Origin of the sequence: Streptomyces sp. NRRL S-244 (genome assembly GCF_000717915.1) — a bacterium.
GTDB lineage: Bacteria > Actinomycetota > Actinomycetes > Streptomycetales > Streptomycetaceae > Streptomyces.
This window is the reverse complement of record NZ_JOCX01000002.1, coordinates 169,534-193,273: the sequence shown is the minus strand read 5'-3', so window position 1 is coordinate 193,273 and position 23,740 is coordinate 169,534. Positions and strand designations below refer to the sequence as shown.

23 protein-coding genes are annotated in these 23,740 nt (G+C 72.8%); 8 read left to right on the top strand and 15 right to left on the bottom strand.

The features are described from left to right. Positions 1 to 31 precede the first annotated feature (31 nt). From IF02_RS0103170 to IF02_RS0103160, 3 genes are read right to left on the bottom strand one after another with little or no spacing between them, the layout of a single operon-like run. Positions 32 to 3,271 carry an SAV_2336 N-terminal domain-related protein gene (locus IF02_RS0103170; protein ID WP_051695577.1) on the bottom strand — a complete coding sequence of 1,080 codons (3,240 nt, stop codon included), beginning with the start codon at positions 3,269 to 3,271 and terminating at the stop codon, positions 32 to 34. A gap of 12 nt (positions 3,272 to 3,283) precedes the next feature. Next, complete coding sequence (locus IF02_RS0103165) at positions 3,284 to 4,318, bottom strand: AAA family ATPase (protein WP_030153631.1); 1,035 nt, start codon at positions 4,316 to 4,318, stop codon at positions 3,284 to 3,286. Between the two features lie 25 nt (positions 4,319 to 4,343). Continuing rightward, a complete protein-coding gene (locus IF02_RS0103160; protein WP_030153629.1) occupies positions 4,344 to 6,425 on the bottom strand; it encodes a trypsin-like peptidase domain-containing protein in 2,082 nt (693 codons plus the stop codon). 133 nt (positions 6,426 to 6,558) lie between these two features. On the opposite strand from IF02_RS0103160, the gene IF02_RS0103155 reads away from it, so the two are divergent. Next, the gene (locus tag IF02_RS0103155) at positions 6,559 to 6,744 is read left to right on the top strand and encodes a DUF6104 family protein (RefSeq protein WP_010061466.1); all 186 of its coding nucleotides are present in this window, start codon (positions 6,559 to 6,561) and stop codon (positions 6,742 to 6,744) included. A gap of 91 nt (positions 6,745 to 6,835) precedes the next feature. On the opposite strand, the gene sodN is transcribed toward IF02_RS0103155, so the two are convergent. Further along, positions 6,836 to 7,231, bottom strand: a complete 396-nt coding sequence (gene sodN, locus IF02_RS0103150) for a superoxide dismutase, Ni (protein WP_008741558.1) — start codon at positions 7,229 to 7,231, stop codon at positions 6,836 to 6,838. A 207-nt stretch (positions 7,232 to 7,438) separates the two neighbouring features. On the opposite strand from sodN, the gene sodX reads away from it, so the two are divergent. Further along, a complete protein-coding gene (sodX, locus tag IF02_RS0103145; protein ID WP_030153627.1) occupies positions 7,439 to 7,834 on the top strand; it encodes a nickel-type superoxide dismutase maturation protease in 396 nt (131 codons plus the stop codon). On the opposite strand, the gene IF02_RS0103140 is transcribed toward sodX, so the two are convergent. Beyond that, complete coding sequence (locus IF02_RS0103140; protein WP_030153626.1) at positions 7,738 to 8,367, bottom strand: CGNR zinc finger domain-containing protein; 630 nt, start codon at positions 8,365 to 8,367, stop codon at positions 7,738 to 7,740. The genes sodX and IF02_RS0103140 overlap by 97 nt on opposite strands. An 82-nt stretch (positions 8,368 to 8,449) precedes the next feature. On the opposite strand from IF02_RS0103140, the gene IF02_RS0103135 reads away from it, so the two are divergent. After that, on the top strand, positions 8,450 to 9,205 hold the full coding sequence (locus IF02_RS0103135) for a class I SAM-dependent methyltransferase (protein ID WP_030153625.1): 756 nt from the start codon (positions 8,450 to 8,452) through the stop codon (positions 9,203 to 9,205). A gap of 98 nt (positions 9,206 to 9,303) precedes the next feature. Here the strand turns inward: IF02_RS0103135 and IF02_RS0103130 are convergent, their stop codons facing one another. The 3 genes from IF02_RS0103130 to IF02_RS0103120 are packed head-to-tail and all read right to left on the bottom strand — an operon-like array spanning position 9,304 to position 12,014. Then, positions 9,304 to 10,071 (bottom strand): amino acid ABC transporter ATP-binding protein, encoded by a 768-nt coding sequence (locus IF02_RS0103130; protein ID WP_030153624.1) that lies wholly within the window; start codon positions 10,069 to 10,071, stop codon positions 9,304 to 9,306. After that, a complete protein-coding gene (locus IF02_RS0103125) occupies positions 10,068 to 11,018 on the bottom strand; it encodes an amino acid ABC transporter permease (RefSeq protein ID WP_030153623.1) in 951 nt (316 codons plus the stop codon). The genes IF02_RS0103130 and IF02_RS0103125 overlap by 4 nt, the downstream gene beginning before the upstream one ends. 36 nt (positions 11,019 to 11,054) lie before the next feature. Continuing rightward, positions 11,055 to 12,014 carry an ABC transporter substrate-binding protein gene (locus IF02_RS0103120; RefSeq protein WP_030153621.1) on the bottom strand — a complete coding sequence of 320 codons (960 nt, stop codon included), beginning with the start codon at positions 12,012 to 12,014 and terminating at the stop codon, positions 11,055 to 11,057. Positions 12,015 to 12,537: 523 nt separating this feature from the next. Between IF02_RS0103120 and IF02_RS0103115 the strand changes: the two genes are divergently transcribed. The 4 genes from IF02_RS0103115 to IF02_RS0103100 all read left to right on the top strand — a co-directional run bounded on the left by IF02_RS0103115 (position 12,538) and on the right by IF02_RS0103100 (position 15,989). Further along, positions 12,538 to 13,740 (top strand): NAD(P)-dependent malic enzyme, encoded by a 1,203-nt coding sequence (locus IF02_RS0103115; RefSeq protein WP_030153620.1) that lies wholly within the window; start codon positions 12,538 to 12,540, stop codon positions 13,738 to 13,740. A 455-nt stretch (positions 13,741 to 14,195) separates the two neighbouring features. After that, on the top strand, positions 14,196 to 15,158 hold the full coding sequence (locus tag IF02_RS0103110; protein ID WP_030153619.1) for a zinc-binding dehydrogenase: 963 nt from the start codon (positions 14,196 to 14,198) through the stop codon (positions 15,156 to 15,158). Between the two features lie 58 nt (positions 15,159 to 15,216). Then, positions 15,217 to 15,426: a helix-turn-helix domain-containing protein gene (locus IF02_RS0103105; protein ID WP_008741547.1), complete on the top strand. Its 210-nt coding sequence runs from the start codon at positions 15,217 to 15,219 to the stop codon at positions 15,424 to 15,426. After that, positions 15,426 to 15,989: a Clp protease N-terminal domain-containing protein gene (locus IF02_RS0103100; RefSeq protein WP_030153617.1), complete on the top strand. Its 564-nt coding sequence runs from the start codon at positions 15,426 to 15,428 to the stop codon at positions 15,987 to 15,989. The genes IF02_RS0103105 and IF02_RS0103100 overlap by 1 nt, the downstream gene beginning before the upstream one ends. A 73-nt stretch (positions 15,990 to 16,062) precedes the next feature. Here IF02_RS0103100 and IF02_RS0103095 read toward each other — a convergent pair whose 3' ends face one another. From IF02_RS0103095 to IF02_RS0103085, 3 genes are all read right to left on the bottom strand, one after another. Then, entirely contained in the window at positions 16,063 to 16,965 is a 903-nt protein-coding gene (locus IF02_RS0103095; RefSeq protein WP_030153616.1) for a PadR family transcriptional regulator, read from the bottom strand. A gap of 1 nt (position 16,966) precedes the next feature. Then, complete coding sequence (locus IF02_RS0103090; protein ID WP_030153615.1) at positions 16,967 to 17,896, bottom strand: DUF4097 family beta strand repeat-containing protein; 930 nt, start codon at positions 17,894 to 17,896, stop codon at positions 16,967 to 16,969. Between the two features lie 221 nt (positions 17,897 to 18,117). Beyond that, a complete protein-coding gene (locus IF02_RS0103085; RefSeq protein WP_030153614.1) occupies positions 18,118 to 19,050 on the bottom strand; it encodes a LysR family transcriptional regulator in 933 nt (310 codons plus the stop codon). A gap of 207 nt (positions 19,051 to 19,257) precedes the next feature. Here IF02_RS0103085 and snpA point away from each other — a divergent pair, with 207 nt between their 5' ends. Beyond that, positions 19,258 to 19,923: a snapalysin gene (gene snpA / locus IF02_RS0103080; RefSeq protein WP_030153612.1), complete on the top strand. Its 666-nt coding sequence runs from the start codon at positions 19,258 to 19,260 to the stop codon at positions 19,921 to 19,923. On the opposite strand, the gene IF02_RS32105 is transcribed toward snpA, so the two are convergent. The 4 genes from IF02_RS32105 to IF02_RS0103060 form a co-directional block, all read right to left on the bottom strand. Further along, positions 19,924 to 20,184 (bottom strand): hypothetical protein, encoded by a 261-nt coding sequence (locus tag IF02_RS32105; RefSeq protein WP_234318069.1) that lies wholly within the window; start codon positions 20,182 to 20,184, stop codon positions 19,924 to 19,926. Positions 20,185 to 20,246: 62 nt separating this feature from the next. Then, on the bottom strand, positions 20,247 to 20,855 hold the full coding sequence (locus IF02_RS0103070) for a GNAT family N-acetyltransferase (protein WP_030153611.1): 609 nt from the start codon (positions 20,853 to 20,855) through the stop codon (positions 20,247 to 20,249). 149 nt (positions 20,856 to 21,004) lie between these two features. Beyond that, complete coding sequence (locus tag IF02_RS0103065) at positions 21,005 to 22,060, bottom strand: family 2 encapsulin nanocompartment cargo protein polyprenyl transferase (protein ID WP_030153610.1); 1,056 nt, start codon at positions 22,058 to 22,060, stop codon at positions 21,005 to 21,007. 48 nt (positions 22,061 to 22,108) lie between these two features. Further along, complete coding sequence (locus tag IF02_RS0103060) at positions 22,109 to 23,515, bottom strand: family 2B encapsulin nanocompartment shell protein (protein WP_030153609.1); 1,407 nt, start codon at positions 23,513 to 23,515, stop codon at positions 22,109 to 22,111. Positions 23,516 to 23,740: the final 225 nt, after the last annotated feature.

Below are 23,740 nucleotides of genomic sequence, written 5' to 3'. Positions count from 1 at the left end.
GTGTCGATGGTCCACTACCCACTTACGGGGATCACAGCCCCGCCTCCAGGGTGCGGACCCGGGATCCCAGGGCCTCCCGCCGGTCGGCGGCCGGATCCCCCAGCCGGGTCCACAGCTCCAGCGCCGAGCGGTACGCGTCCAGCGCCGCCCGGGGCCGCGCCAGGCGTTCGAGCACCTCGCCGCGCAACTCCTGCACCCGCGCCCCCAGTTCCACCGCCACGTCCCGCCGCTCCTCGCGGTCCGCGGCCAGCGCGCAGCGCCAGGCCCGCCGGTAGGAGTCCACGGCCCGGTCCAGCCGGTCCGGCGCCCGGGTGTGCGCGTGGATCTCCTGCTGGACGTCCCCGTGCTCGCGCCAGGCGCGGGCCTGCTCCAGCGGGCTGCGGCTCTGCCGGACGGCCAGTTCCAGCAGGTACTCCGCCTCCCGCAGGTCCACGACGTCCCCCTCGTACGCGTGCCGCAGCCGCAGCCCCTCCGCGAGCCGCACCAGCCGCTGCGCGGAGCGGGCGTCGGACTGCGGGACCGCGGCCCGGCTGTCGCGCAGCACCCGTACGGCCGCCGAGGTGAACCGCCGCCCGTCGGCGGCCCGCGCCCGGTCCAGCAGGACGTCGCCCCACTCGGGCAGCAGCTCCCCGTACGCCTCCGCGTCGCGCGGGATCAGCCGGCGGGCCCTGCCGTACGCCTCGGCCGCGTCCTCCAGTGCGGCCGGCTCCGCGTCCCGCGCGTACCGGGCCCGGTGCACGCGCGCCAGGCACACCAGGGCGGCCAGCCGCAGCTCCGGGTCGCCGGTGGCCTCGGCCAGGGCCAGGTCGAGCTGCCCGGCCGCCTCCTCCAGCCGCGCCGGCAGGTACCGCAGGGCGGTGGCCAGCTCCACCCGTTCGCGGGCGGCCGCCGCTCCCGAGGGCTCGGCGGCCAGCCCGGCCGCCAGGTGCTCGGCGGCCTGCCCGGCCAGCGCCGTGCGCTCCGCCGGGTCGGGGGTGCGGGGCAGCAGGGCGAGCAGGACCCGGCCGAGGGCGGGCCGCACCGCCGGGTCGGCGGCGGGGGCTCCGGTCACCGCCTCCAGCGCGGAGCGCGCCTCGAGCAGCGCGCCCGTGTCCTCGCGGAGCTCGCCGAGGCGGACCAGGGTCCGGGCCCTGCGGACCACGCAGTCCAGGCGCAGCCGCGGGTCCAGCTCCGGGTCGGGGTCGCCGCCGACGGCCGCGAACTCCCGTTCCGCCGCGGCCAGCAGTCCGGGGTCCGGCTCGGCCGCCAGGGCCCGCTCGTACAGGATCCGGCCGAGTACGGCCCGGGCCGGCGGGGTGCCGAGTCCGGCCACCGCCCGCTCGGCCTCGGCGAGCAGTTCGGGGTCGCGCTGTCCGGCCCACAGCCGCAGCAGGACGGCGGCCAGCTCGCACTCCGCCTCGCCGGGCGCGTCCCCGGGCCCGGCGGGGGCGGCGACGGCCCGGCGCAGTACGGCGACGGCCTCGTACAGCCCGCGCGGGCCGCCACCGCCGTCCTGGTCGTGCGCGGCGAGCCGGTCGCGGGCCGTGCGCACCGCCCAGGCCCGCCCGGGCGGGGGGACGACGGGCTCGGGGACGCCCGGCTCCCCGGCGGGCGGCCCGGGCAGGTAGCGCCGTACGACGCGGGCCGAGACCTCGGCGAAGGCCTGCGGGAGCCGCCCGGCGGGGACCCGTTCCTCGCCGCCCTCCTCGACCGGCGGGGCGCCGGTGAGCTGGGAGACGGCCAGGGCCGGGAAGTTGCGTACGCCCCGCCCGAAGTGCGCGAGCACGTACTCGGAGCAGTGCTTGAGCACCAGCGCGGCCTCGTCCCGGCCGAGCGGGCCGAGCAGGACGTCCTGGACGCCGGGCACGAACTCGTACCACTGCCCGGCGGCCTGGCCGCGCCGCAGCAGCCCGCTGAGCAGCACCTCCGCCAGGTCCGAGGGCTCCGAGTCGGGCAGCATCGTGCGCTGGACGAGGGCCATCACGGGCAGGGTCAGCGGCGCCGCCGACAGGTACACGGCGAGCTGTACGGCGCGCGGCGAGGCGGAGGCGCGGAAGCGGCGCACCAGCTCGCGCGGCGGACGGACGGCGCGCGGAGGCGGGAGGGGCGCGGCGGGGTGGTCGGCGAGCACGTGGCCCACTTCGGCGGGGACGGGCCCGGTGCCGAGCCCGGCGACGAGGCGGGCCCAGGAGCCGAGCGCGATGGCGCTGGGCGGCAGGACGGGCACGGTGAGCCCACCGGTGTGCCGCCCGCCCCGGACCGGCCGGTCGGGGCGGAAGCGCAGCTTCCCGGGGCCGCCCTCGGCGCGGGTGAGGACGCCCCGCTCCGTCGGCAGCCAGCTGCGGCTCCACAGCCGCTGCGGCAGCGGCTGGACGACGACGCAGGGGGTGCACTCGGCCCAGCGGTGCAGCAGCCGCTGGGCCTCGCCCTCGCGCCAGAGCGGGCCGGCGCAGTCGGAGACGACCATGGTCAGCGCCCGCCCGGTGGGGTCGCGCAGCTGGTCCCCGGAGCGCAGCCGGGTGCCGGGGCCGGGTCCGCGCCCGACGGCGGCCCGGCCGTCGCCGAGCCGGTGCAGGTAGTGCACCTGGACGTCGCGGAAGGCGCCGAGCCGCTCGCACACGGACCGCAGCTCCTCGAACATGTCGTGCCAGACGGCCATCGACGGGGAGGCGTCCATGACGAGCCGTACGGTCGCCTCGCGCCGGCTCTCCGGCCGCAGTACGGGGATGACCAGCCCGAGGGCGCGGGCGCTGGCCTCGGCGGTGGCCGGCTCGTCGAGCACCAGGCGGGTGGGCGGGCCGGGCGGGCGGTGCCGCTGGAGGGCGCGCAGGGCCCGCTGGATCTCCAGGATCCGGGGCAGCGCGGCGGCGCCGGGGACCCGTACGGGCACTCCGGCGCCGCCGGGGAACTCGGCCGTCTCCTCCGCGACGGTCCCCAGCACCCGGGAGGCGTAGAGCCGCACCGGGTCCTCCGGTTCGGGCTCGGGCCGTACGGGCTCCTCCTCGGCCGGGGTCGCCCCGCCCGCGGTGCGCGGCCGCCGGGGCGGGGCGGTGCGGCCTCGGTCGGGGGCGGCGGAGCCGGGCGGTCCGATCCGCCCGGCCAGCCACAGCGCGTCGGCGAGCTCCTCGGCGGTGGGGTCGAGCCCGGCGGCGCGCAGCAGCCCGGCGAGGTCGCGCAGGGCGGCGGGTACGGGCGCCGGGCCGCCGGGTCCGGGCGCCGGGGCGGCCGACGCGGAGGGGCCGGGCGCGGAGGGGCCGGGCGCGGAGGAGGCGGGCAGGGGTGGCCGGTCCATGGGCACGGGCGCTCACCTCGGGCGGTCGAGGCGCTGGATGAGCAGGTCGGCGAGGTCCTCCCGGGTGGGCGGGGCGGCGTAGTGGGTGAGGTAGATGGCGTTGAGCAGCTGGTCGGCGGCGACGAGTTCGGACTGGGAGCGGCTGAGGAACTCCCGGATCAGGTCGGCGCCGAGCTGGGCGGCCTCCTCGCCGAGGTGTGCGCGGACCATCGTGGCGAGCCGTTTCTCGCCCGGCTGCCCGAGCTTGAGCTGGATGCAGCGGCGCAGCAGGGCGGCCGGGAAGTCCCGTTCGCCGTTGCTGGTCAGGATGATGAAGGGGAAGGCCCGGCAGCGCACCCGGCCGCCCCGGACGGTGACCTTCGCCCCGTCGTCGGTGAGCACCTGCACCTCGGGCTCGGTGTCGGCGACGCGTTCGAGCTCGGGGAGGGCGAACTCGCCCTCCTCCAGGACGTTCAGGAGGTCGTTGGGGAGGTCGATGTCGCTCTTGTCGAGCTCGTCGATGAGCAGGACGCGGGGGCGTTCGGTGGGCAGCAGGGCCGTCCCGAGGGGGCCGAGGCGGATGTACTTCCCGATGCCGGGGGGCGTGCCGGGGCCGGGGCCCGGGCCCGCAGCGGACGGGCCGCCGCTCGCGGCGATCTGTACGTCCTGGAGCCGGGCGATGGCGTCGTAGCGGTACAGGCCCTCCTGGAGCACGGTCCGCGAGACCACGGGCCAGCGCAGCACCCGGCCGAGTTTCAGCTCGTGGGCGACGGCGTGCGCGAGGGTGGACTTCCCGGTTCCGGGGTAGCCGGTCACCAGCAGCGGCCGGCGCAGGTACAGGGCCGCGTTGATGGCCTCCAGCTCCTCGGGCTCGGGCCGGTGCAGCTCGGCCGCCTGCCGGTGCGCGCCCAGGCGCCGTGCGACGTTGCCGTCGGCGGTGTCCGCCGGTCCCCCGGGCTCGCCGACGGGGCCGCCGTCGAAATCCCGCCACGGCGGCGGATCGGGCAGGGCCTCGATCCCGTCGTGGGGTTCGCCGACCCCCCGGTAGATGAGCCATTCCTCGTTCACGCCTGCTCCCTCCCCCTCCCGCCCGTCACAGGTCGCCCTGCAGCGGCTCGTCTTCGGGCAGCGCGCGGGCCGGGTCCTCCCATACGAGGGCCATCCCGTCCGCCCAGTACGCGTCGGGGTCGGCCCCGTGCGCGCGTGCCCGCAGTGCCTGGAGCCGGACCGGCAGCGGCGCTCCCCGCGCCGCCTCCGTCAGCTCCTCGCGCAGCCCGCGGTGGAACGGCGCGCAGTCGGCCTCCGGGTCCTCCGGGGGCCGCCGGGTGACGGCCACTCCGTACCCGGCGTCCCGGACCCCGTACAGGGAGCCGCGGGTAGGCTCCGCTTCGGCGGCCCGGCAGTGCACGGGCACGGTGTTGTCCGGCAGCGTGTCGAGCCATTCCGGCGCCGGGGTCCTGGGGCGGCCGCGGTCGCAGTCGGCCCGCTCGTCGAGCAGCGGACCGGCCTGGACGCGGGTCCAGCGGTCGGCCCGGCGGTGGTCGGCCTCGTCGTCGTTCGGGATCCGGCCGGTCCCGGCCGGGTAGCGGAACACCACCGGCCGCTGGACGCCCAGCGGGGTGCGGCCGGCCACCGTCCAGGTGTCCACGGGCAGGCCGAACAGCTCGGGCGCCACGGCGACTTCGAGGAGGGCCGCCGCGTCGTGGGTGTCGCAGCGCCGGAAGGCCTCGGCGAGCGGGACCCGCAGCACCTCGGCGAGACCGGCCCGGGTGGCCCGTACGCCCGAGTCCACCGGGGTCACCCGGCCGGGGTGGGCGGGCCCGTAGAGCACCGAGACGCGCCAGTCGTAGACGTCCTCCCAGCCGTGCGCCCAGGCCTCCAGCAGTACGGAGGGCCCCTGGGGCAGGGCGCCGGGCGGCCGGGCGTGCCCGTACGGATGGCGATCGGCCTGGGCGCGGCGGCGCCGGTCGCGCTGCGCGAGGCCCTGTTCGTGCCGCTCGCCCAACTCCCGCCGCAGGGGGCGCCACAGCCGCTCGGCGGTGGCCCGTACCCAGTCCCACAACTCTTCGTCGGCGCCCGGGGAGGGCGGCTCGCGGTGGTCGGCGACGCTGACGTCGGTCGCGTACCGGAGCATCGCGGCGGCCTCCCCGGCGCCGCCGGGCGGGTCGTGCAGCATGCCGAGCCCGTCGCGCCAGCTGAGCGGGGCCGGCAGGCCGGGGTCCGGCTCCTCGCCGCGGGCCGCCTCGACCAGGGCGCGGACGGCCTCCGAGGAGCGGGGCGGGGGCAGTTCGGCCAGCAGCCCGCACAGGGTGGTGCGCTCGGCGGCGGTGAGCCGCCTGCGGCCCTCGTACGGGCCCTCGCGGGCCGGGAGCTCGTCGTGGACGTCCGTCCAGGTGCGGCGGCTGCCCCGGTCGCTCACGTGCTGGTCGTAGTGGTACAGGTCGTGGGCCTGCATGACGCGGCGGTAGAGCCCGACCTGGCCGGTGGCGGCCAGCGGGAGGGTCCGTAACTGCACGACGGACACGGCCAGTCCGCCGCCGCCGTTGTGGCGGCGGGCCTTGACCACGCCGACGACCTCGCCGCGGGCCAGGTCCACGACCGGGCCGCCGGACATGCCGGGCTCGATCTCGTCGTCGTCGCCGAGGCGCAGGGCGGCGCCGCCGGCGGCGGTGCCGCGCAGCCGGGTGGTGCGGCCGGTGATCTCGGGGGCGCCGAGGTCCTCGGTGCAGCCGAAGTAGGCGACCTCGTCGAGGCGGGGTCTGCCGCGGTCGGTGAGCCGTACGCAGGCGTGCGTGATCGGGGCGAGGACCCGGACCAGCGCCAGGTCGGGCAGGTCCCACAGGGCGCGGCGGGCGGGGCGGCGCTCTTCCAGCCGCTCGGGCAGGACGCACTCGACGCGGCCGGTGACGGTGCCGGTGGTGCCGTCGGCGCCGGAGGAGAAGGTGATGCCGAGCTCACGCCCCACGAGACGCACCGCTGCACCCCCTTCACCGACGACGTGCGCGCACGTCAGGACCCAGCCCGGGGCGATGAAGAAGCCACTCCCCCAGGTGGGACCGGTCCCATGGGGTGCATACCCGTCCGGGGCCGCGTGGACGCGCACGGTGGCCGCCTGGACGAGGGGTTCGAGGAGCTCGAAGGCGCGCGCGGTGCCGCCCGTGCGCCCGTCCGGCATCCCCTGCCCCCTCAGGTGTGGAGGCCGTCCAGGCTAGCGCCGGGCCCCGCAAGAGGGGAGGTCTCGCCGGGTATGCGGATTATCCTGGCGGGAAACGTCCCCTGCACACCTTCATCACGGCACGGAGCCCGACTTGTACTTCACCGATCGCGGCATCGAGGAGCTGGAGAAGCGGCGCGGCGAGGAGGAGGTCACCTTCGAGTGGCTCGCCGAGCAGCTGCGCACCTTCGTCGACCTGAACCCGGACTTCGAGGTCCCGGTGGAACGCCTGGCCACCTGGCTCGCCCGCCTGGACGACGAGGACGACGAGGACGAGTAGTCCACACGTGGGACGTACTGTCCCCGGGTACGGCGAAGGGGCCCGACCGTGACGGTCGGGCCCCTTCGCCGCGCTCGGGGACGGGCCGCGATCAGGCGGCCTTGGTCTCCCAGAAGATGCGGTCGATCTCGGCGATGAGCTCGAGGGCCTTCTGGCCGGTCGCCGGGTCGTTCGACGCCTTGGCGGCCGAGAGGGCCTTCAGGGTGTCGTTGACCAGGGTGTGCAGCTGCGGGTACTTCTCGAAGTGCGGGGGCTTGAAGTAGTCGCTCCACAGCACCGAGACGTGGTGCTTGGCGAGCTCGGCGCGCTGCTCCTTGATGGTGATGGCGCGCGCGCGGAAGTCGGCGTCCTCGTTGGCCTGGTACTTCTCCTGTACGGCCTTGACGGACTCGGCCTCGATGCGGGCCTGGGCAGGGTCGTACACGCCGCACGGAAGATCGCAGTGGGCGGAGACCTTCGCCTTGGGGGCGAAGAGGCGGGAAAGCATGGAGTTTGTCCTCCTCGTGATCGTCTTCTCAAGAGGGGAGATTACTCCGTGGGAAAGGGGATTTCGCGAGCGGCCCCGTGGGCTTAGGACAAAAGTCCAGGGTGGCGTCCGGACCGGTGAGCGAATGTACGGGAGGCTGCGGCAGCATGCGCAGTGAGGTGAGAGCGGGCGAGGAGGTCGCGCACGGTGGAGAGAAGGCACTCGCGGATGGCGTTCGAGGTACTGGAGGTGGCGGGGCCCTCGATGGTGCCGACGCTGCTGCACGGGGACCGGCTGGTGGTCCGGTACGGGGCGGCCGTGCGCCCGGGTGACGTGGTGGTGCTGCGCCACCCGTTCCAGCAGGACCTGTTGGTGGTCAAGCGGGCGGTGGAGCGGCGGCCGGGCGGCTGGTGGGTGCTCGGGGACAACCCGTACAACGAGACCGGCGACAGCACCGACTACGGGACGGTGCCCGAGGAGCTGGTGCTGGCGACGGCGGTGCTGCGCTTCCGGCCGCGCGCGGCGGATCAGAGTTCGCTGAGGGCGCGGCTGTCCTGGGCGGCGTCGGCGCTGCGGCCGCTCTGGCCGGACGCCTCGGCTTCCAGCCGTTTGCGGGCCCGGTAGGCGGCCACGTTGGCGCGGGTGGCACAGCGGTCGGAGCAGTAGCGCCGGGAGCGGTTGGTCGAGGTGTCGAGGTAGGCGTTGCGGCAGGGCGCGGCCTGGCACAGGCCGAGCCGGTCGGGGCCGTGCTCGGTGAGGTGGAAGGCCAGGCCGAAGGACGCGATCGCGGCGTAGCCGGCGGAGGCGTTCGAGGGGTGGTCGGCGAGGTGGATGTGCCAGTTGGGGCGGCCCTCGTCGTCGAGGTACTCGTGGCCGGAGACCTGCGGGCTGACGGGGAACTCCATGAGCAGGGAGTTCAGCAGGTCGACCGCGAGGGCGTGGTCGCCGCCGTCGGCGGCCTCGAAGACGGCGCGCAGCCGGCCGCGGACGTTGCGGAAGCGGGTGACGTCGGTGTCGGTGACGCGGCGGGCCATCTGCGCGCTGGCGCCGAACAGAGCCCGGACGGCATCCACCGAGGTCAGCGAATCCTTGTTGCGGGCCGGCTCCTCGGTGTTGACCAGGCGCACGGCATAGTCCGAGTAATGGGCCAGTTCCACTTGTAGTCCTTACGGCTGCGGATTAGGGTCTCGAAGTAACGGCCGAGACTTCTTCGAGGGTATTACGACTGGAGGGTGAGCGATGGCGGAGACCACGACCGACTGGCAGGCCTGGCAGGAAAGCTGGGACCGGCAGCAGGAGTGGTACATGCCCGACCGCGAGGAGCGGTTCCGGGTGATGCTGGACATGGTCGAGGCACTGGTGGGACCCACCCCCCGGGTGCTGGATCTGGCGTGCGGTACGGGAAGTATTACGGACCGCGTCTTCCGGCGGTTCCCGGAATCCACCAGTACGGGCGTCGATCTCGACCCGGCGCTGTTGACCATCGCACGGGGCCACTTCGACGGCGACAGCCGTGTCACGTTCGTCACCGCGGACCTCAAGGACCCCGACTGGACCTCGGCGCTCCCGTACGACACGTACGACGCCGTCCTGACGGCCACCGCCCTGCACTGGCTGCACTCCCCGCAGCTCTCCGTGCTCTACGGGCAGCTCGCCCCGCTGCTGCGCGAGGGCGGGGTCTTCATGAACGCCGACCACATGCCCGACGCCGCGACCCCGCGCCTCAACGCCGCCGAGCGCGCCCACCGGCACGCCGCGATGGACCGGGCCCGCGCGGCCGGGGCGCTGGACTGGGCCGACTGGTGGGCCCTGGCGGCCGCCGACCCGGTGCTCGCCGAGCCGACGAAGCGCCGGTACGAGATCTACGGCGAGCACGCCGACGGGGACACCCCCGACGACGCCTGGCACGTGCGGACCCTGCGCGAGGCGGGCTTCGCGGAGGCCCGGACGGTGTGGCGCTCACCCTCGGACGCGCTGGTCCTGGGCCTGAAGTAGTGGCCTTGTAGGAAAGTGAGAACTTTCCGCGGCCCGCCACGCACACGAGAGGGGCGGTACGGGAATCCCGTACCGCCCCTCTCGGCCGTTCGCCGTGCTTACAGCACCTTGGACAGGAACGCCTTCGTGCGGTCGTGCTGGGGGTTGCCCAGCACCTCGCGCGGGTGGCCGGACTCGACCACGACGCCGCCGTCCATGAAGACGAGGTTGTCGCCGACCTCGCGGGCGAAGCCCATCTCGTGGGTCACCACGATCATGGTCATGCCCGACTCGGCCAGGTCCCGCATGACGTCGAGGACATCGCCGACGAGCTCCGGGTCGAGCGCCGAGGTGGGCTCGTCGAAGAGCATCAGCTTCGGCTCCATGGCCAGCGCGCGGGCGATCGCCACACGCTGCTGCTGGCCGCCGGAGAGCTGGGTGGGGTAGTTCCCGCCCTTGTCGCCCAGGCCCACGCGGTCGAGCAGCCGGATGGCGCGCTCGCGCGCCACCGCCTTGGACTCGCCCTTGACCATGACGGGGGCTTCCATGACGTTCTCTATGGCCGTCATGTGCGGGAAGAGGTTGAAGCGCTGGAAGACCATGCCGATCTCGCGGCGCTGGGCCGCGACCTCGCTGTCCTTCAGCTCGTAGAGCTTGTCGCCCTTCTGCTTGTAGCCCACCAGCTGGCCGTCCACCGAGAGGCGGCCGGAGTTGATGCGCTCCAGGTGGTTGATGCACCGCAGGAAGGTCGACTTGCCGGAGCCGGACGGGCCGACCAGGCAGAAGACCTCGCGCGGCGCGACCTCGAGGTCGATGCCCCGCAGGATGTGGGCGGCTCCGTACGACTTGTGGACGCCCTCGGCCTTGACCATCGGCTGAGTGGTCATCGCGCGACCTCCGTACGGCGGAACATGTTCAGGTTGGCCTTCAGACGCTGGAACGGCGTCGGAGGCAGGTTCCGCGTGGAACCACGGGCGAAGCGGCGCTCCAGGTAGTACTGGCCGACGCTGAACACACTGGTCAGAGCCAGGTACCAGAAGGAGGCCACGAACAGCATCTCCATGATGGCACCGGCCGTGTTGCCGATGTTCGACGAAGCCCGCAGGAGTTCCGTGTACTGCACCGCCGAGACCAGGGAGGAGGTCTTCAGCATGTTGATGAACTCGTTGCCGGTCGGCGGGATGATCACGCGCATCGCCTGCGGCAGCACGATCCGGCGCATGGTCTTCGTCTGCGGCATGCCGAGCGCGTGGGCGGCCTCGGTCTGGCCCTCGTCGACCGACTGGATGCCGGCCCGGACGATCTCCGCCATGTACGCGCCCTCGTTCAGGCCGAGGCCCAGGAGGGCGACCATGAACGGGGTCATGATGTCGACGGTCTCGTTCTTGTAGATCGGACCGAGGTTGATGTACTGGAAGATCAGCGACAGGTTGAACCACACCAGCAGCTGGACGTACACCGGGGTACCGCGGAAGAACCAGATGTAGAGCCAGGAGACGGCGCCGGTCACCGGATTCTTGGAGAGGCGCATCACCGCGAACAGGATGCCGAGCACGAGGCCCAGCGCCATGGCCGAGACGCTGATGATCACGGTGTTGCCGAGACCGCTCAGAACCGCCGGGTCGAACAGCTTGTCGCCGACCGTCGCCCAGATGACGTTGCCGTTGGCGAACGCGTAGACGAGCCAGACGAGCAGCGCGACGACCACGACGCCGCTGACCCAGCGGCCGTAGTGCCGTACCGGAATTGCCTTGATGGCCTCGTACGGGAGGCCCGAGGCGCCGGGTCCGGCCGGCGGGTTCTCGGCCGGACCCTTTTCGATCTTGTCAGTCACAATGACTGCCCTTCAGTGGAGCGTGGAGCGCGGGACTTACTGACCTGCGTTGACCGTCGCGGACTTGACGGCGCTGTCCTGCACGTTCCACTTCTCCAGCGCCTTGGCGTAGGAGCCGTCCTTGATCGCGGCGTCGAGGGCCTGCTTGAGGGCGTCGCGGAGCTGGGTGTTCTCCTTGCTCACGCCGATGCCGAAGAGGCCGACGCCGCTCTGCTGGCCGGCGATCTCGAAGTCGTTGCCGCCACCGGAGGTCTTCACCGTGTAGGCGGCGACCGGGTAGTCGTTCAGGTCGGCGACGGCGCCGCCGGCCTTGACGCGGGTCTGCGCCTCGGCGTCGGTGTCGAAGGCCTGGATGGTGAGCTTCTTGTCACCGCACTTCTCGGCCTGCTTCTTGAACTCGTCCTCGTAGGTGGTGCCGCGCTGGACGGCGACCGTCTTGCCGCAGAGGTCGTCCAGGGACTTGATGCCCTCGGGGTTGCCCTTCTTGACGAGGAGCGAGAGGCCGGAGGAGAAGTAGTCGACGAAGTCGATCCCCTTGCCGATCTTCTGGCCCTTGTCGTCGAGGCCCTCCTGGCGCTGCTTGTTGTCGGTGATCGACGACATGATCGCGTCTTCGCGGCCGGTGTAGATCGAGGTGATCAGGCCGTCGAAGGTGCCCGCGGTGAACTGCATCTTCACGCCGAGCTGCTTGCCGAGCGCCTCGGCGATGTCGGGGTCGACACCGACGATCTTGCCGCCCTCGACGAATTCCATCGGGGCGTACGCGGAGTCCGTACCGATCTTGATGACACCGGCGTCCTGGATCTTCTTCGGCAGGGCCGAGAAGAGCGGGGCGGAGCTGTCCTTCGCCGTACCACCGGTGGGGGTCGACGAGGCGCCCTTGTCCGTCTGGTCGCCACAGCCGGTGAGGATCAGGGCTCCGGCGACCGCGATCGCGCCGACCGCGGCGATCCGGGACCGGGCGGCGGTCGTACGACGGGTGGTGCTTGCGGTCATGAGCTGGTTCCTCCGGCTGGCTGGTGGAGCATCCGAGAACGGTCGGGCACGCACCTTCGAGTGTCGCGACCTCGTGTGATTACGGCATCTTGCCATTCGGACTGACGCATTCAGGCAGTTCGTCAGGTCAAAATCGGATAACGGGTGGGTGGGGGTACCCAACAGGACTGCGGATTCGGGGGTTCGAGGCCGCAGGAACCGCTGTGACCTGGCCCTTTTGACGGACTATTTGCGGTCCGTCTCGCCCATTGGACGGAGTCGTTTGGACCTTTCGCCGAAAACGGGACAAGCGGTCTACAGTCGAGCAGGAATCGACTCGTCTGAGCAAGCGTTCTTCGGGTACAACGGATCCTTACACCCCTCATCCGGGGCTCAGGGCGCGCGTGCGGCGCGCCCGCGCGTACGAACCTCCCCTTCGCGGAGACGGGCCAACCGTCGATGCGGAGTACGGACGCGGTGCCCGCCCACCCCTTAACCAGGTGTGGTCACCCTCAACGATTCAAAGACTTAAGGGGCCAAGAAAGTGGCAGCGGAGATCGTCAATCCTCGCAGCGACAGCGCGACGGACAACAACCCGGACGCGGTGTTCGCGCTGCACCGGGGCGGCAAGATGGCCATCCAGGCCACGGTGCCGGTCCAGAACAAGGACGACCTGTCCCTCGCGTACACGCCCGGTGTGGCGAAGGTCTGCAGCGCCATCGCGGAGCAGCCCGAGCTGGTGAACGAGTACACCTGGAAGTCGAACGTGGTCGCCGTCGTCACCGACGGTACGGCCGTGCTCGGACTCGGTGACATCGGTCCCGAGGCCTCCCTCCCCGTGATGGAGGGCAAGGCCATCCTGTTCAAGCAGTTCGGCGGTGTGGACGCGGTGCCGATCGCGCTCGCGACCAAGGACGCGGACGAGATCGTCGAGACGGTCATCCGTCTGGCTCCGTCCTTCGGCGGGGTGAACCTGGAGGACATCTCCGCCCCCCGCTGCTTCGAGATCGAGCGCCGGCTCCAGGAAGCCCTGGACATCCCGATCTTCCACGACGACCAGCACGGCACGGCGATCGTGACCCTGGCCGCCCTGCGCAACGCCGCGAAGCTGACCGGGCGCACGCTCGGCGACCTGCGCGCCGTGATCTCGGGTGCGGGCGCGGCGGGCATCGCCATCGCCAAGATCCTCGTGGACGCGGGCATCGGCGACGTGTGCGTCACCGACCGCAAGGGCGTCGTCTCCGCCGACCGCTCCGACCTGACGGACGTCAAGGCGGAGATCGCGGGCCTGACGAACAAGACCGGCCAGACCGGCTCCCTGGAAGCGGCCCTGAACGGCGCGGACGTGTTCATCGGCGTCTCGGGCGGCACCGTGCCGGAGGCGGCGGTGGCCTCGATGGCGAAGGACGCGTTCGTCTTCGCCATGGCCAACCCGAACCCGGAGGTCCACCCGGACGTCGCGCACAAGTACGCGGCGGTCGTGGCCACGGGCCGTTCGGACTTCCCGAACCAGATCAACAACGTGCTGGCGTTCCCGGGCATCTTCGCGGGCGCCCTGAAGGTCCGCGCCAGCCGGATCACCGAGGGCATGAAGATCGCCGCCGCCGACGCCATCGCCGGTGTCGTGGGTGACGAGCTCGCCGCCGACTACGTGATCCCCTCGCCGTTCGACGCGCGCGTCGCCGAGGCCGTCGCGGCCGCGGTCGCGGCGGCGGCCAAGGCCGACGGCGTGGCCCGCCTGGCCTGACCGGGCAGCGGTACGCAAGAGGGGCCCGGCCGGATGTACATCCGGCCGGGCCCCTCTTTTTGTTGGGCACACCCTCCCCGCCCCCGAACCGGGAGGGGATGCTCCGCCTCAGCGCCTCAACGAAGCTGACGCTCCATCAATGAGAATGCGGCCACAAGGTGGCAGGCTCATGACGAGCCGGGCGGCATGGCGTGAATATTACCGCCACCCCAGGCTTGATCCTTACGTTCCGCTTCCCCTTTCAGGTCACACAAGACCGCACGTGGCACGCTTAGTTGAGTGCGCAACCAAAGATTCCGTTCAGCTCCCGGACGGCCCCATACGGACGCAGGAACACCCCCGCCCGGTTCCCTCCGACGGCCACCGATCCGTACGGGGGGCCGTGCGACGAAGGCCTCACCGGCACGACCCCGACAGGTCTGGCCCGAGGCGCTACCGAGCGGTAGCGTCGCGGCATGTTCGCTGCCTACGCCGCCCGAATCGACCGTGACCAGCCGCTGAGCGGCCTCGTGCTGGGCGAGCGCCCGGCCCCCGAGGCCCGCCCCGGCTGGGTGACCGTGAACGTCAAGGCCGCCTCCCTCAACCACCACGACCTGTGGTCGCTGCGCGGGGTCGGTCTCGGCGAGGACAAACTCCCGATGATCCTCGGCTGCGACGCCGCCGGCACCGACCAGGACGGCAACGAGGTCGTCCTGCACTCCGTGATCGGCCAGAGCGGCCACGGGGTCGGCCCCGACGAGCCGCGCTCGATCCTCACCGAGCGCTACCAGGGCACCTTCGCCGAGCAGGTGACCGTTCCGGCCTGGAACGTCCTGCGCAAGCCCGCCGAGCTGTCGTTCGAGGAGGCCGCGTGCCTGCCGACGGCATGGCTGACCGCGTACCGGATGCTGTTCACCAACGCGGGCGTGCGCCCCGGCGACTCGGTACTGGTGCAGGGCGCGGGCGGCGGGGTCGCGACCGCCGCGATCGTCCTCGGCAAGGCGGCGGGCCTGCGCGTCTTCGCCACCAGCCGGGACGAGGCCAAGCGCAAGCGGGCGGTGGAGCTGGGCGCGGTGGAGGCGTACGAGCCGGGCGCGCGGCTGCCGCAGCGGGTGGACGCGGTGATCGAGACGGTCGGCGCGGCCACCTGGTCGCACTCGGTCAAGTCGCTGCGACCCGGCGGCACCCTGGTCATCTCGGGCGCCACCAGCGGGGACCGGCCGGCGCACGCCGAGCTGACGCGGATCTTCTTCCTGGAGCTCAAGGTGGTCGGCTCGACGATGGGGTCGAAGGACGAGCTGGAGGACCTGCTGGCGTTCTGCGCGGCGACCGGGGTGCGGCCGGTGATCGACGAGGTTCTGCCGCTGGACCGGGCGCGGGAGGGCTTCGAGAAGCTGGAGGCGGGCGACCTGTTCGGAAAGATCGTCCTGACGGTGTAGCCGCCGGATTGTCAATGACGGTTGACACCCTCCTGCCTGTCAACCTACATTGACAGGCATGACAGAAGCGACCGATCTCGCCGAGCGGGCCGGTGACCGCGATCCGCGGGTGGGCCTGCGTGCCGTGGCCGCCCTCCGCAGGCTGCTGGAGCAGCTGGAGGCCGTACAGGTACGCAGCGCCCGCGCGCAGGGGTGGTCCTGGCAGGAGATCGCGGCCGAGCTGGGCGTCAGCCGGCAGGCCGTGCACAAAAAACACGGGAGGGTCTGATGTTCGAACGCTTCACGCAGGACGCCAGGGACACCGTCGTGGGCGCCGTGGCCGAGGCCCGGCGGGCGGGGGCCGCCACCGTCACCGAGGAGCACCTGCTCCTGGCCCTGCTGGACCGGGGCGCGCTGGACCCGCTGGGCGTCGACCGCGCCGCGATGGCGGCGGACCTCGCCGCGGCCCGCCGCCGGGGCGGCATGTCCCGGGCGGACGAGGAGGCCCTCGCGGGCCTCGGCATCGACCTCACCGCGATCCTCTCCCGGGTCGAGGAGGCCCACGGCGAGGGCGCACTGGCCTCCGCCGCTCCGCGGCGGCGGACCCTGGGCTCCTCGCTCCGCTCGGCGCTGGGCCGCCAGGAGCCGCAGAGCCGGCACGTCCCCCTCGCCCAGGGCGCGAAGAAGACCCTGGAGCAGTCCCTGCGCATCGCGCTGGGCCGCCACGACCGCCACATCGCCACCCTGCACCTGCTGCTGGCCCTGCTCTCGCGCCCCGGCACGGCCGCCGAGGTCCTGACGGACCACGGCGTCACCTACACGACGGCCGAGGCGGGCTTGCGGGCGGCCTGACTCACGGACCTGACGCGCGGCGTGACGCGCGGCCCGGCTCGCGACCTGTCGCGACGGGCGGGCCGCCGCGGGCTTACCGCTTCGGCCGGAGCGTCTCCGCGAGACGGTCCGCGGCCGCCGCGAGGTGGGCCCGGGCCTCGGCCAGCTTGGCCGGGGTGACGCCGTGGTCGCGGGCCGCGTCGCGGACGTCGTCGCGGAAGCGGTCGAGCAGCCGGTCCAGGTCACGGGCCGGATCGCCGGTGGAGGCGAGGTCCTCGGCCCATCGCGGACCGGCGGCCGTACTGGCAGCGGCGGAGGCGGCATCGGTGGTCGTGGTGGCGTCCTTGCCGGTGCCGCCGAGCCAGCTGCCGGCCAGATTGCCCAGCACCCCGCCGGACTTCGCGAACTGCTCCTGGAACTGGACCGCGATCCGCATGACCTCCTCGCGCGCCCGCTCCTGCGCCTCCTTGGCCTGGCGGCGGGCCTGCTGGGCCTCCTCGCGGGCCCGGCGGCTCTCGTCCTTCGCCCGGCGCGCCTGCTCCTTCCACTCCTGTTTGGCCTTGCGCAGCTCCTCCTTGGCCGCCGCCCAGGACGCGTCCTCGACCGGGGCGGCCGACGCGGAGGCCGCGGCCCGCATCTCGCGCCGCAGCGCGCCCGCAGCGCCCCGTACGTCGTCGCGGATCTCGGCGGCCAGCTCGGAGACCGAGTCGCGGATCTCCAGCTCCAGGTCGGCGAGCTCACCGCCGCGGTCGGCCAGTTCGGCGCGGCCCGCATCCGTGATGGAGTACACCTTGCGCCCGCCTTCGGTGGCGTACGTGACCAGACCCTCGGCCTCCAGCTTGGCCAGCCGGGGATACACCGTGCCCGCGGAGGGCGCGTACAGGCCCTGGAAGCGCTCCTCCAGCAGGCGGATCACCTCGTAGCCGTGCCGCGGGGCCTCGTCCAGCAGCTTGAGCAGGTAGAGGCGGAGTCGGCCGTGGGCGAAGACGGGCGGCATGTCAGAGCACCTTCTTGTCGAGCACGAGGGGGGCGGCGGGGCCTTCGTCGGACGGAGCCTCGGCGGCCGGGCGGCGCAGCAGGGCGATGGAGCCCGAGACGGTGGTGGCCCTCAGGGTGCCGGTACCGGCGCCGAGCGTGCCGGCGATGCGCTTGGCGGCGAAGTGGCCGGAGACGAGCAGGTCCTCGAAGGCGTTGGAGACGCCGCCGGTGGCCGTGTTGGCCTCCACCCGCGCGTCGGCGGGGTGCGGGAGGCGGATGGCGACCTGCCCGGAGACGGAGTTCAGGGAGATGTCCACGGGACGCGGCGCGGCCGGGTCGAGGGCGAGGTCGATGAGCATGTCGCCGCTGACCGAGTCGGCCCGTACGCTGCCGCCCGCGCCGTCGACGACGGTCAGGCCGCCGGAGACGGAGTGGAAGCCGAGCTCGCCGGTGACGGACTGGGCCTCGACGCCGCCGGAGACGGTGTTCGCGCTGACCTTGCCGGACAGGCCGACGAGCGTGACGTCGCCGGAGACCCCGTGGACATCGGTGGCGGCGGCGATGCCGGAGACGACCGCGGCGGCGCCGACGGCCGCGAGCTGCACGCGGGTGGCGGCGGGGACGGTGAGGGTGACGGTGGCGCTGCGCTCCCAGGACTTGCGGCCGAGACCCGTGCGGGTCCAGGACTTCCAGGGCTTGCCCTCCAGCCACTCCTTGAAGCCCTGGGAACCGTTCCAGGGGAGGTCCTCGTAGGAGACGGTCAGGGTGCCGCCCTCCTGCACGACGTACAGCGGCGGCCCGTCGACCGCGGCCACCTCCAGGCGGGCCGGACCCTCGTCGGCGACGACGTTCACCGTGCCGCCCACGACACGGACGCGGAGCTCGGTCACCGGCTCCTCGAAGGTGAGCTTCTGCGGTTCGGCGACCGACCACGTCTTCTGCTCTGCCATGGTGCTGATCCTCCTCGGCGTACGGACACGGCACGCAACATATCGCGTCTTCTGAAGAACACGATATATCGCGGCTGCCCGAAGTCAAGCCTCGGCCCCTGCCCGCTCCCGCTCCGGAGTGCACCGGACCGCGCCGGGCCGCGCCGCACCGCAGGAGGGCAGCCGTCAGCGCCCCCGGGCCCCGGACGGGCGGCGGGGCCGGGTGTCGCGTTGTATCGCGGCTACGCCGCCAGGAGGGGGCTTTCGTGGTGGTGGAGCCAGGCGCGGTAGGGGGCCGCGCGCAGGGCGGCTTCGCGGTAGGCGGCGCGGAGGTCCTCGAAGACCTCGGCGTGGGCGCCCGGGCGGGTGGCCAGCAGCAGCCGGACCGCCAGGGGGTCGCCGGACAGCGGGCGGATCGCCATGTCGTCGCGCGGCCCCGACGTCGGCTGGCAGGGGGCCACCGCCTCGCCGGAGACGATCAGCGAGGTCGCGGTGTGGTAGTCGGCGTGCAGCACCGGCGGGTCCAGCCCGGCCCCGGCGAACACCCGGCGCAGGCCGTCCCATTCGCCGTCCACGGAGGGGTCGACCGTCCACCGGTCGGCCGCCAGGTCCTGTAACTCGACGACCGGCCGGCGCGCCGCCGGATGGTCCCGGGACATCGACACGAACTGCGGCTCGCGCTCCATCAGGATCCGCAGCTCCAGCCCGGCCGGCACCCGCAGCGGGCAGCCCTCCACCTCGTGGACGAACGCCACGTCCAGCTGCCCCGAAGCCACCATCCGCAGCAGGGCGTTGGCGGAGACGTCCACCACCAGCGAGGTCTCGGTGTCCGGCATCCGGCGGTGGATCCGGCGCAGCCAGCCGGGTATCGCGCGGCTGGCGGTGGAGCCGATGTTCAGCCGCGGCCCGCGCGCCAGCGCCCTCGCCTCGGCGACGAGCGCGGCCATCTCGGCCAGCAGCGGACGGGCCCGGCCGAGGACGGAGCGGCCGAACGGGGTGGGCCGGCAGCCGGTGCGCTCACGCAGGAACAGCTCGCCGTCCAGGGCGCGTTCGATGCGCCGCAACTGGGTCGTCAGGGAGGGCTGGCTCACGCCGAGCTGCCGCGCGGCTTTGTGCAGACTGCCGGCGTCGGCAATGGCGCACAGTGCGCGCAGGTGCCTCACCTCGAGCTCCATGACCCGAGAGTAGGCCGGTCCCAGCGGACCGCACCAGCCACTGATACCCCATCGAATCCCGCCATTCTCACGGAAGTTGACCTTCCGAAATCTTCCCGATAGGGCCGCACTATCGGTGTCTGACATCATCCGCCGGCCGCTCCCGCTCCCGCAGACTCCGGTACCGAACGACCCACCCCCCGCACCGGATGAGTAGGAGCCCCCCACATGCGCCACTCCCGTACGTCCCGAAAGGCCGTGCTGGCCGCCACCGTCGGCCTCGGCTTCGCGGCCGCCCTCGGCGCCGTCCCCACCGCCAGCGCCGCCCCCGCTCCCGTCGGCAACGCCGCGACCTTCTCGGCGTACGAGCGCTCGCAGGAGAACCAGGACGCGAACCGCGCCTTCTTCGAGGCCGTGCAGCGCTCGGTCGCCGAGCAGCGCGCCGCGAACCCGGGCGTCCTCGCGGTGACCGTCACGTACAACACGCGCAACGCGCCCAGCTTCCGCAGCCAGATAGCCAGCTCCACCCAGATATGGAACAGCTCGGTCTCGAACGTGAAGCTCCAGGAGGTCTCCTCCGGCGGGAACTTCTCGTACTACGAGGGCAACGACTCGCGCGGTTCGTACGCGAGCACGGACGGCCACGGCCGGGGCTACATCTTCCTCGACTACCGGCAGAACCAGCAGTACAACTCCACCCGGGTGACCGCGCACGAGACCGGACACGTGCTGGGCCTGCCGGACCACTACTCGGGCCCCTGCTCCGAGCTGATGTCGGGCGGCGGCCCGGGCACCTCCTGCCAGAACCCCTACCCGAACTCCGCGGAGCGCTCGCGCGTGAACCAGCTGTGGGTCAACGGGCTGGCTGCATCGGGCCTGGGCACGAAGAGCTAGCTAGAGCTCGGGGAGCTTCCCCACCTCGGCCGCGTACTCCGGGCAGTCCGGGTTCTTGCAGGGACCCGGCACCCACTCCGGGATGAAGATCCCGAGCGCCTTGCGCCTCCGTACGATCGTGTCGACGGGGCGCCCGCAGACCGGGCACGTGTGCTGCTCGTGCCCGGCCTGCGGGGCGATCGTGTCGTGCGGATGCGGATGCGGATGCGCATGCGCCCCCGGGTGGCGCCGATCCTGCTGTTCGTGCTGTTCACCGGCCATACCTCCACGGTAGGCCGGTTCCGTGCGTTCGGCGGCTTCAGCGCTCGACGTCGCGAGAGCGATTACGCCGCGCCCTGCGGCTCGCGCCACATCGGCCACATCAGCGGCCCCTCGGGCAGCCGCACCGCCTCGCCCGTGAACTGCCACCCGAGCCGCTCGTACAGCCCCTTGCTGCGCTCGCTGCTCGCCTCCAGGTACGCCGGCACGCCCTCGCGGTCGCAGCGCTCCAGCACCGGCCGCATCAGCTCGGTCCCGAGCCCCTCGCCCTGGCGGCCCGGGGCGACCGCGATCATCAGCAGGTACTCGTGCTCCTCGGCGGTCGGGTGGACCTCGCCCGTCAGCCGGCCGACCAGCTCGCACCGCTCGTTGTCGGGGTCGGCGGCCGCCCGCATCCTCGCCGGCACGTCGTCCTCGGCGGCTTCCCCCTCAGGATCCCCCGCCGGGATCCGCAGCCACAGGGCGGCCGCCGATCCGTCCACCGCGTAGTCGATCCGGCCCTCCGCCAGCGCCACGTCCACGAAGACGCCCAGGAACCTGCCGTGCACCGCGGCCCGGTGCGCCGGGTCCGGGAAGACCCAGCTGCTCACCGGGTCGGTGCGGAAGGCCTCGTCGAGGAGGCGGGCCACCGCGTCCCGGTCCGACTGATCCGCCTGACGTATCTCCAGTGCCACTGGTCACACCCTTCGCTCACGTTTCAACGCCCGCGAGCGATCCTAGAGTTGGCCCGGAACGGCGGAAAGCCCCGTTCCGGCACCATGCGGTGCCGGAACGGGGCTTGCGTACGCGCCGTGCGTACGACCGTCCAGCGCCCGCTACGGGCTCACCGCGTACGCCGCGTCACGAACTCCGCCAGCGCCAGCAGCCCGCCCGCCGCCCCGAGGTCCGGCACCGCCCGGGACAGCAGCTGCACCGCCCGGCCCATCCGGTCCGCGGCATGGGCCTGGGCCCAGTCGCGCCCGCCGGCCCGGTCCACCGCCTCCGCGGCCCTGCGTACGTCGTCCGTGGTCATGGGCCCCGCGTACAGGGCCGCCAGCTCCTCGCCGGCCGTGGTCCCCGAGGTGAGGGCGGCCACGACCGGGAGGGACTTCTTGCGGGCGATCAGATCGGCCCCGGCGGGCTTGCCGGTGTGCACCGGGTCCCCCCAGATGCCGATCAGGTCGTCGATCAGCTGGAAGGCCAGCCCGGCCTCCCGTCCGAACGCGTCCATCGCGTCGACCTCGTCCGGCCCGGCACCCGCGTAGAGCGCGCCGAGCGCGCAGGCACAGCCCAGCAGGGCCCCCGTCTTGGCCGTCGCCATGGTCAGGCACTCGTCGAGCGAGACGTACGGGCGCTGCTCGAACGCGCAGTCCGCCTGCTGGCCGGCGCACAGCTCGATGACGCAGGTCGCGAGCCGCGCCGAGGCCGCCGCCGAGGCGGGGTGCGGATCCTCCGCCAGCAGCCGCAGCGCGAGCGCCATCACGGCGTCGCCGGTGATGATCGCGTCCGGTATCCCGAACACGGTCCAGGCGGTGGGCCTGCCCCGGCGCTTCGTGTCCTTGTCGATGACGTCGTCGTGCAGCAGCGTGAAGTTGTGCGCCAGCTCCACGGCCACCGCCGCCCGTACGGCGCCCTCGGCCTCCTTCTCGTCCAGGCCGCCCCCAAGGGCCCGGGCCGCGGCGAGCACGAGGGCGGGCCGGATGGCCTTGCCCGCGTTGCCCGCGGCCGGGGCGCCGTCCGCCTGCTCCCAGCCGAAGTGGTACATCGCCACGCGCCGCATCGAGCCGGGCAGGCTCTCGACCGTGCGGCGCAGTTCCGGGTTGACCGTTTCTCTTGTCCGCTCCAGCAGGGCCGCGGCCTCGTGCCCCTCGCCGGTCGTGATCGCCTCAGTGGTGCCCATGGCGTGTCCCCGATCCCCGATCCCCGGTGGTCCCGCTCGGCCGGCCGCTCAGCGCCAGCGGGCGATCTCGACGTTCTCCAGGATGCCGAGCGCGTCCGGCACCAGCACCGCGGCGGAGAAGTACGCGGTGACCAGGTACGAGATGATCGCCTGCTCGCTGATGCCCATGAAGCGCACCGACATGCTCGGCTCGATCTCGTCCGGGATGCCGGGCTGGTGGAGGCCGATGACACCGGACTCGTCCTCGCCGGTGCGCATGCAGAGGATGGACGTCGTCCGCGCGTCGCTGATCGGGATCTTGTTGCACGGGAAGATCGGCACGCCCCGCCAGGTCGTCATCCGGTGGCCGCCGACGTCGATCGTCTCCGGGACCAGGCCGCGCTTGTTGCACTCGCGGCCGAAGGCGGCGATGGCCTTGGGGTGGGCGAGGAACATGTCGGAGCCGCGCCGCATGCTGAGCAGCTGGTCCAGGTCGTCGGGGCCGGGACCGCCGTCGTGCGGCTGGATGCGCTGGTCGTAGTCGGCGTTGTGGAGCAGGCCGAACTCCGGGTTGTTGAGCATCTCGTGCTCCTGGCGCTCGCGCAGCGCCTCGACCGTGAGCCGCAACTGCTGCTCGGTCTGGTTCATCGGCTGGTTGTAGAGGTCGGCGACGCGCGTGTGCACCCGCAGGACCGTTTGTGCAATGGAGAGCTCGTACTCGCGCGGCTTGGCCTCGTAGTCCACGAAGGTGCCGGGGAGGACGGCCTCGCCGTGGTGGCCGGCGGAGAGGTCGATCGCGGCCTCGCCGTACTGGTTGGCGCGCTGGGCGGGCAGGGAGCGCTGGGCCTCCACGTGCGCGCGCAGCGAGTCGACCCGGTCGGCGAGCAGCCGAAAGTCCTGGCGGGAGAGGACGAGCGCGGTGCCGGAGGTGACGGCGCGGGCGGTGTACTCCCAGATCGCCTCCTCGTCGACGAGGGAGTCCTCGCCGAAGTAGGCGCCGTCGGCGACGGTCCGCAGGACGGCGTCGTCCCCGTACGGGCCGGGGCCGATCTGCTCGATGCGGCCGTGCGCCAGCAGGAACACGTTGTCGGAGGCGCTGCCGAAGGAGGTCAGCTCCTGCCCGGCCTCGAAGTCGATCTGCCGGCACCGCTGGGCGAGCTCGGTGAGCACGTCCAGGTCCTCGTAGGTGCGCAGCAGCGGGAGTTCGCCGAGCTCGGCCGGGATGACCTGGACCTGGGTCCCGGTCTTGATGAACTCCACGCGTCCGTCGCCGACCGAGTAGCTCAGCCGCCGGTTCACCCGGTACGTGCCGCCCTGCACGGACACCCACGGGAGCGTCTTCAGGAGCCACCGGGAGGTGATCTCCTGCATCTGCGGCGCGGACTTGGTCGTGGTTGCCAAGTTCCGCGCGGCCGAGGTCGCAAGGCTCCTCTGCGGTGCCTGGACCTCGGATTCGGAACCTGCCTGGACCGACATGTGTATCCCTTTCGATCACTCCATGGATCTGCGGGATGCAGCCTTCCAGTACGGAACGTGGTGGGACCATTACACAAAAGGGTGGGACTACTCCGTCCGGGCGTGGGCACTCTTTGGAGTTCACCTCCTTCACACGAGACCCGTTTCACCCCACTGGTTCCAGCCACCCCGGATTTCGGGTCGGGTCAAGGGCCACTTTAATTTGCATGACAGATGCGAGTTTTC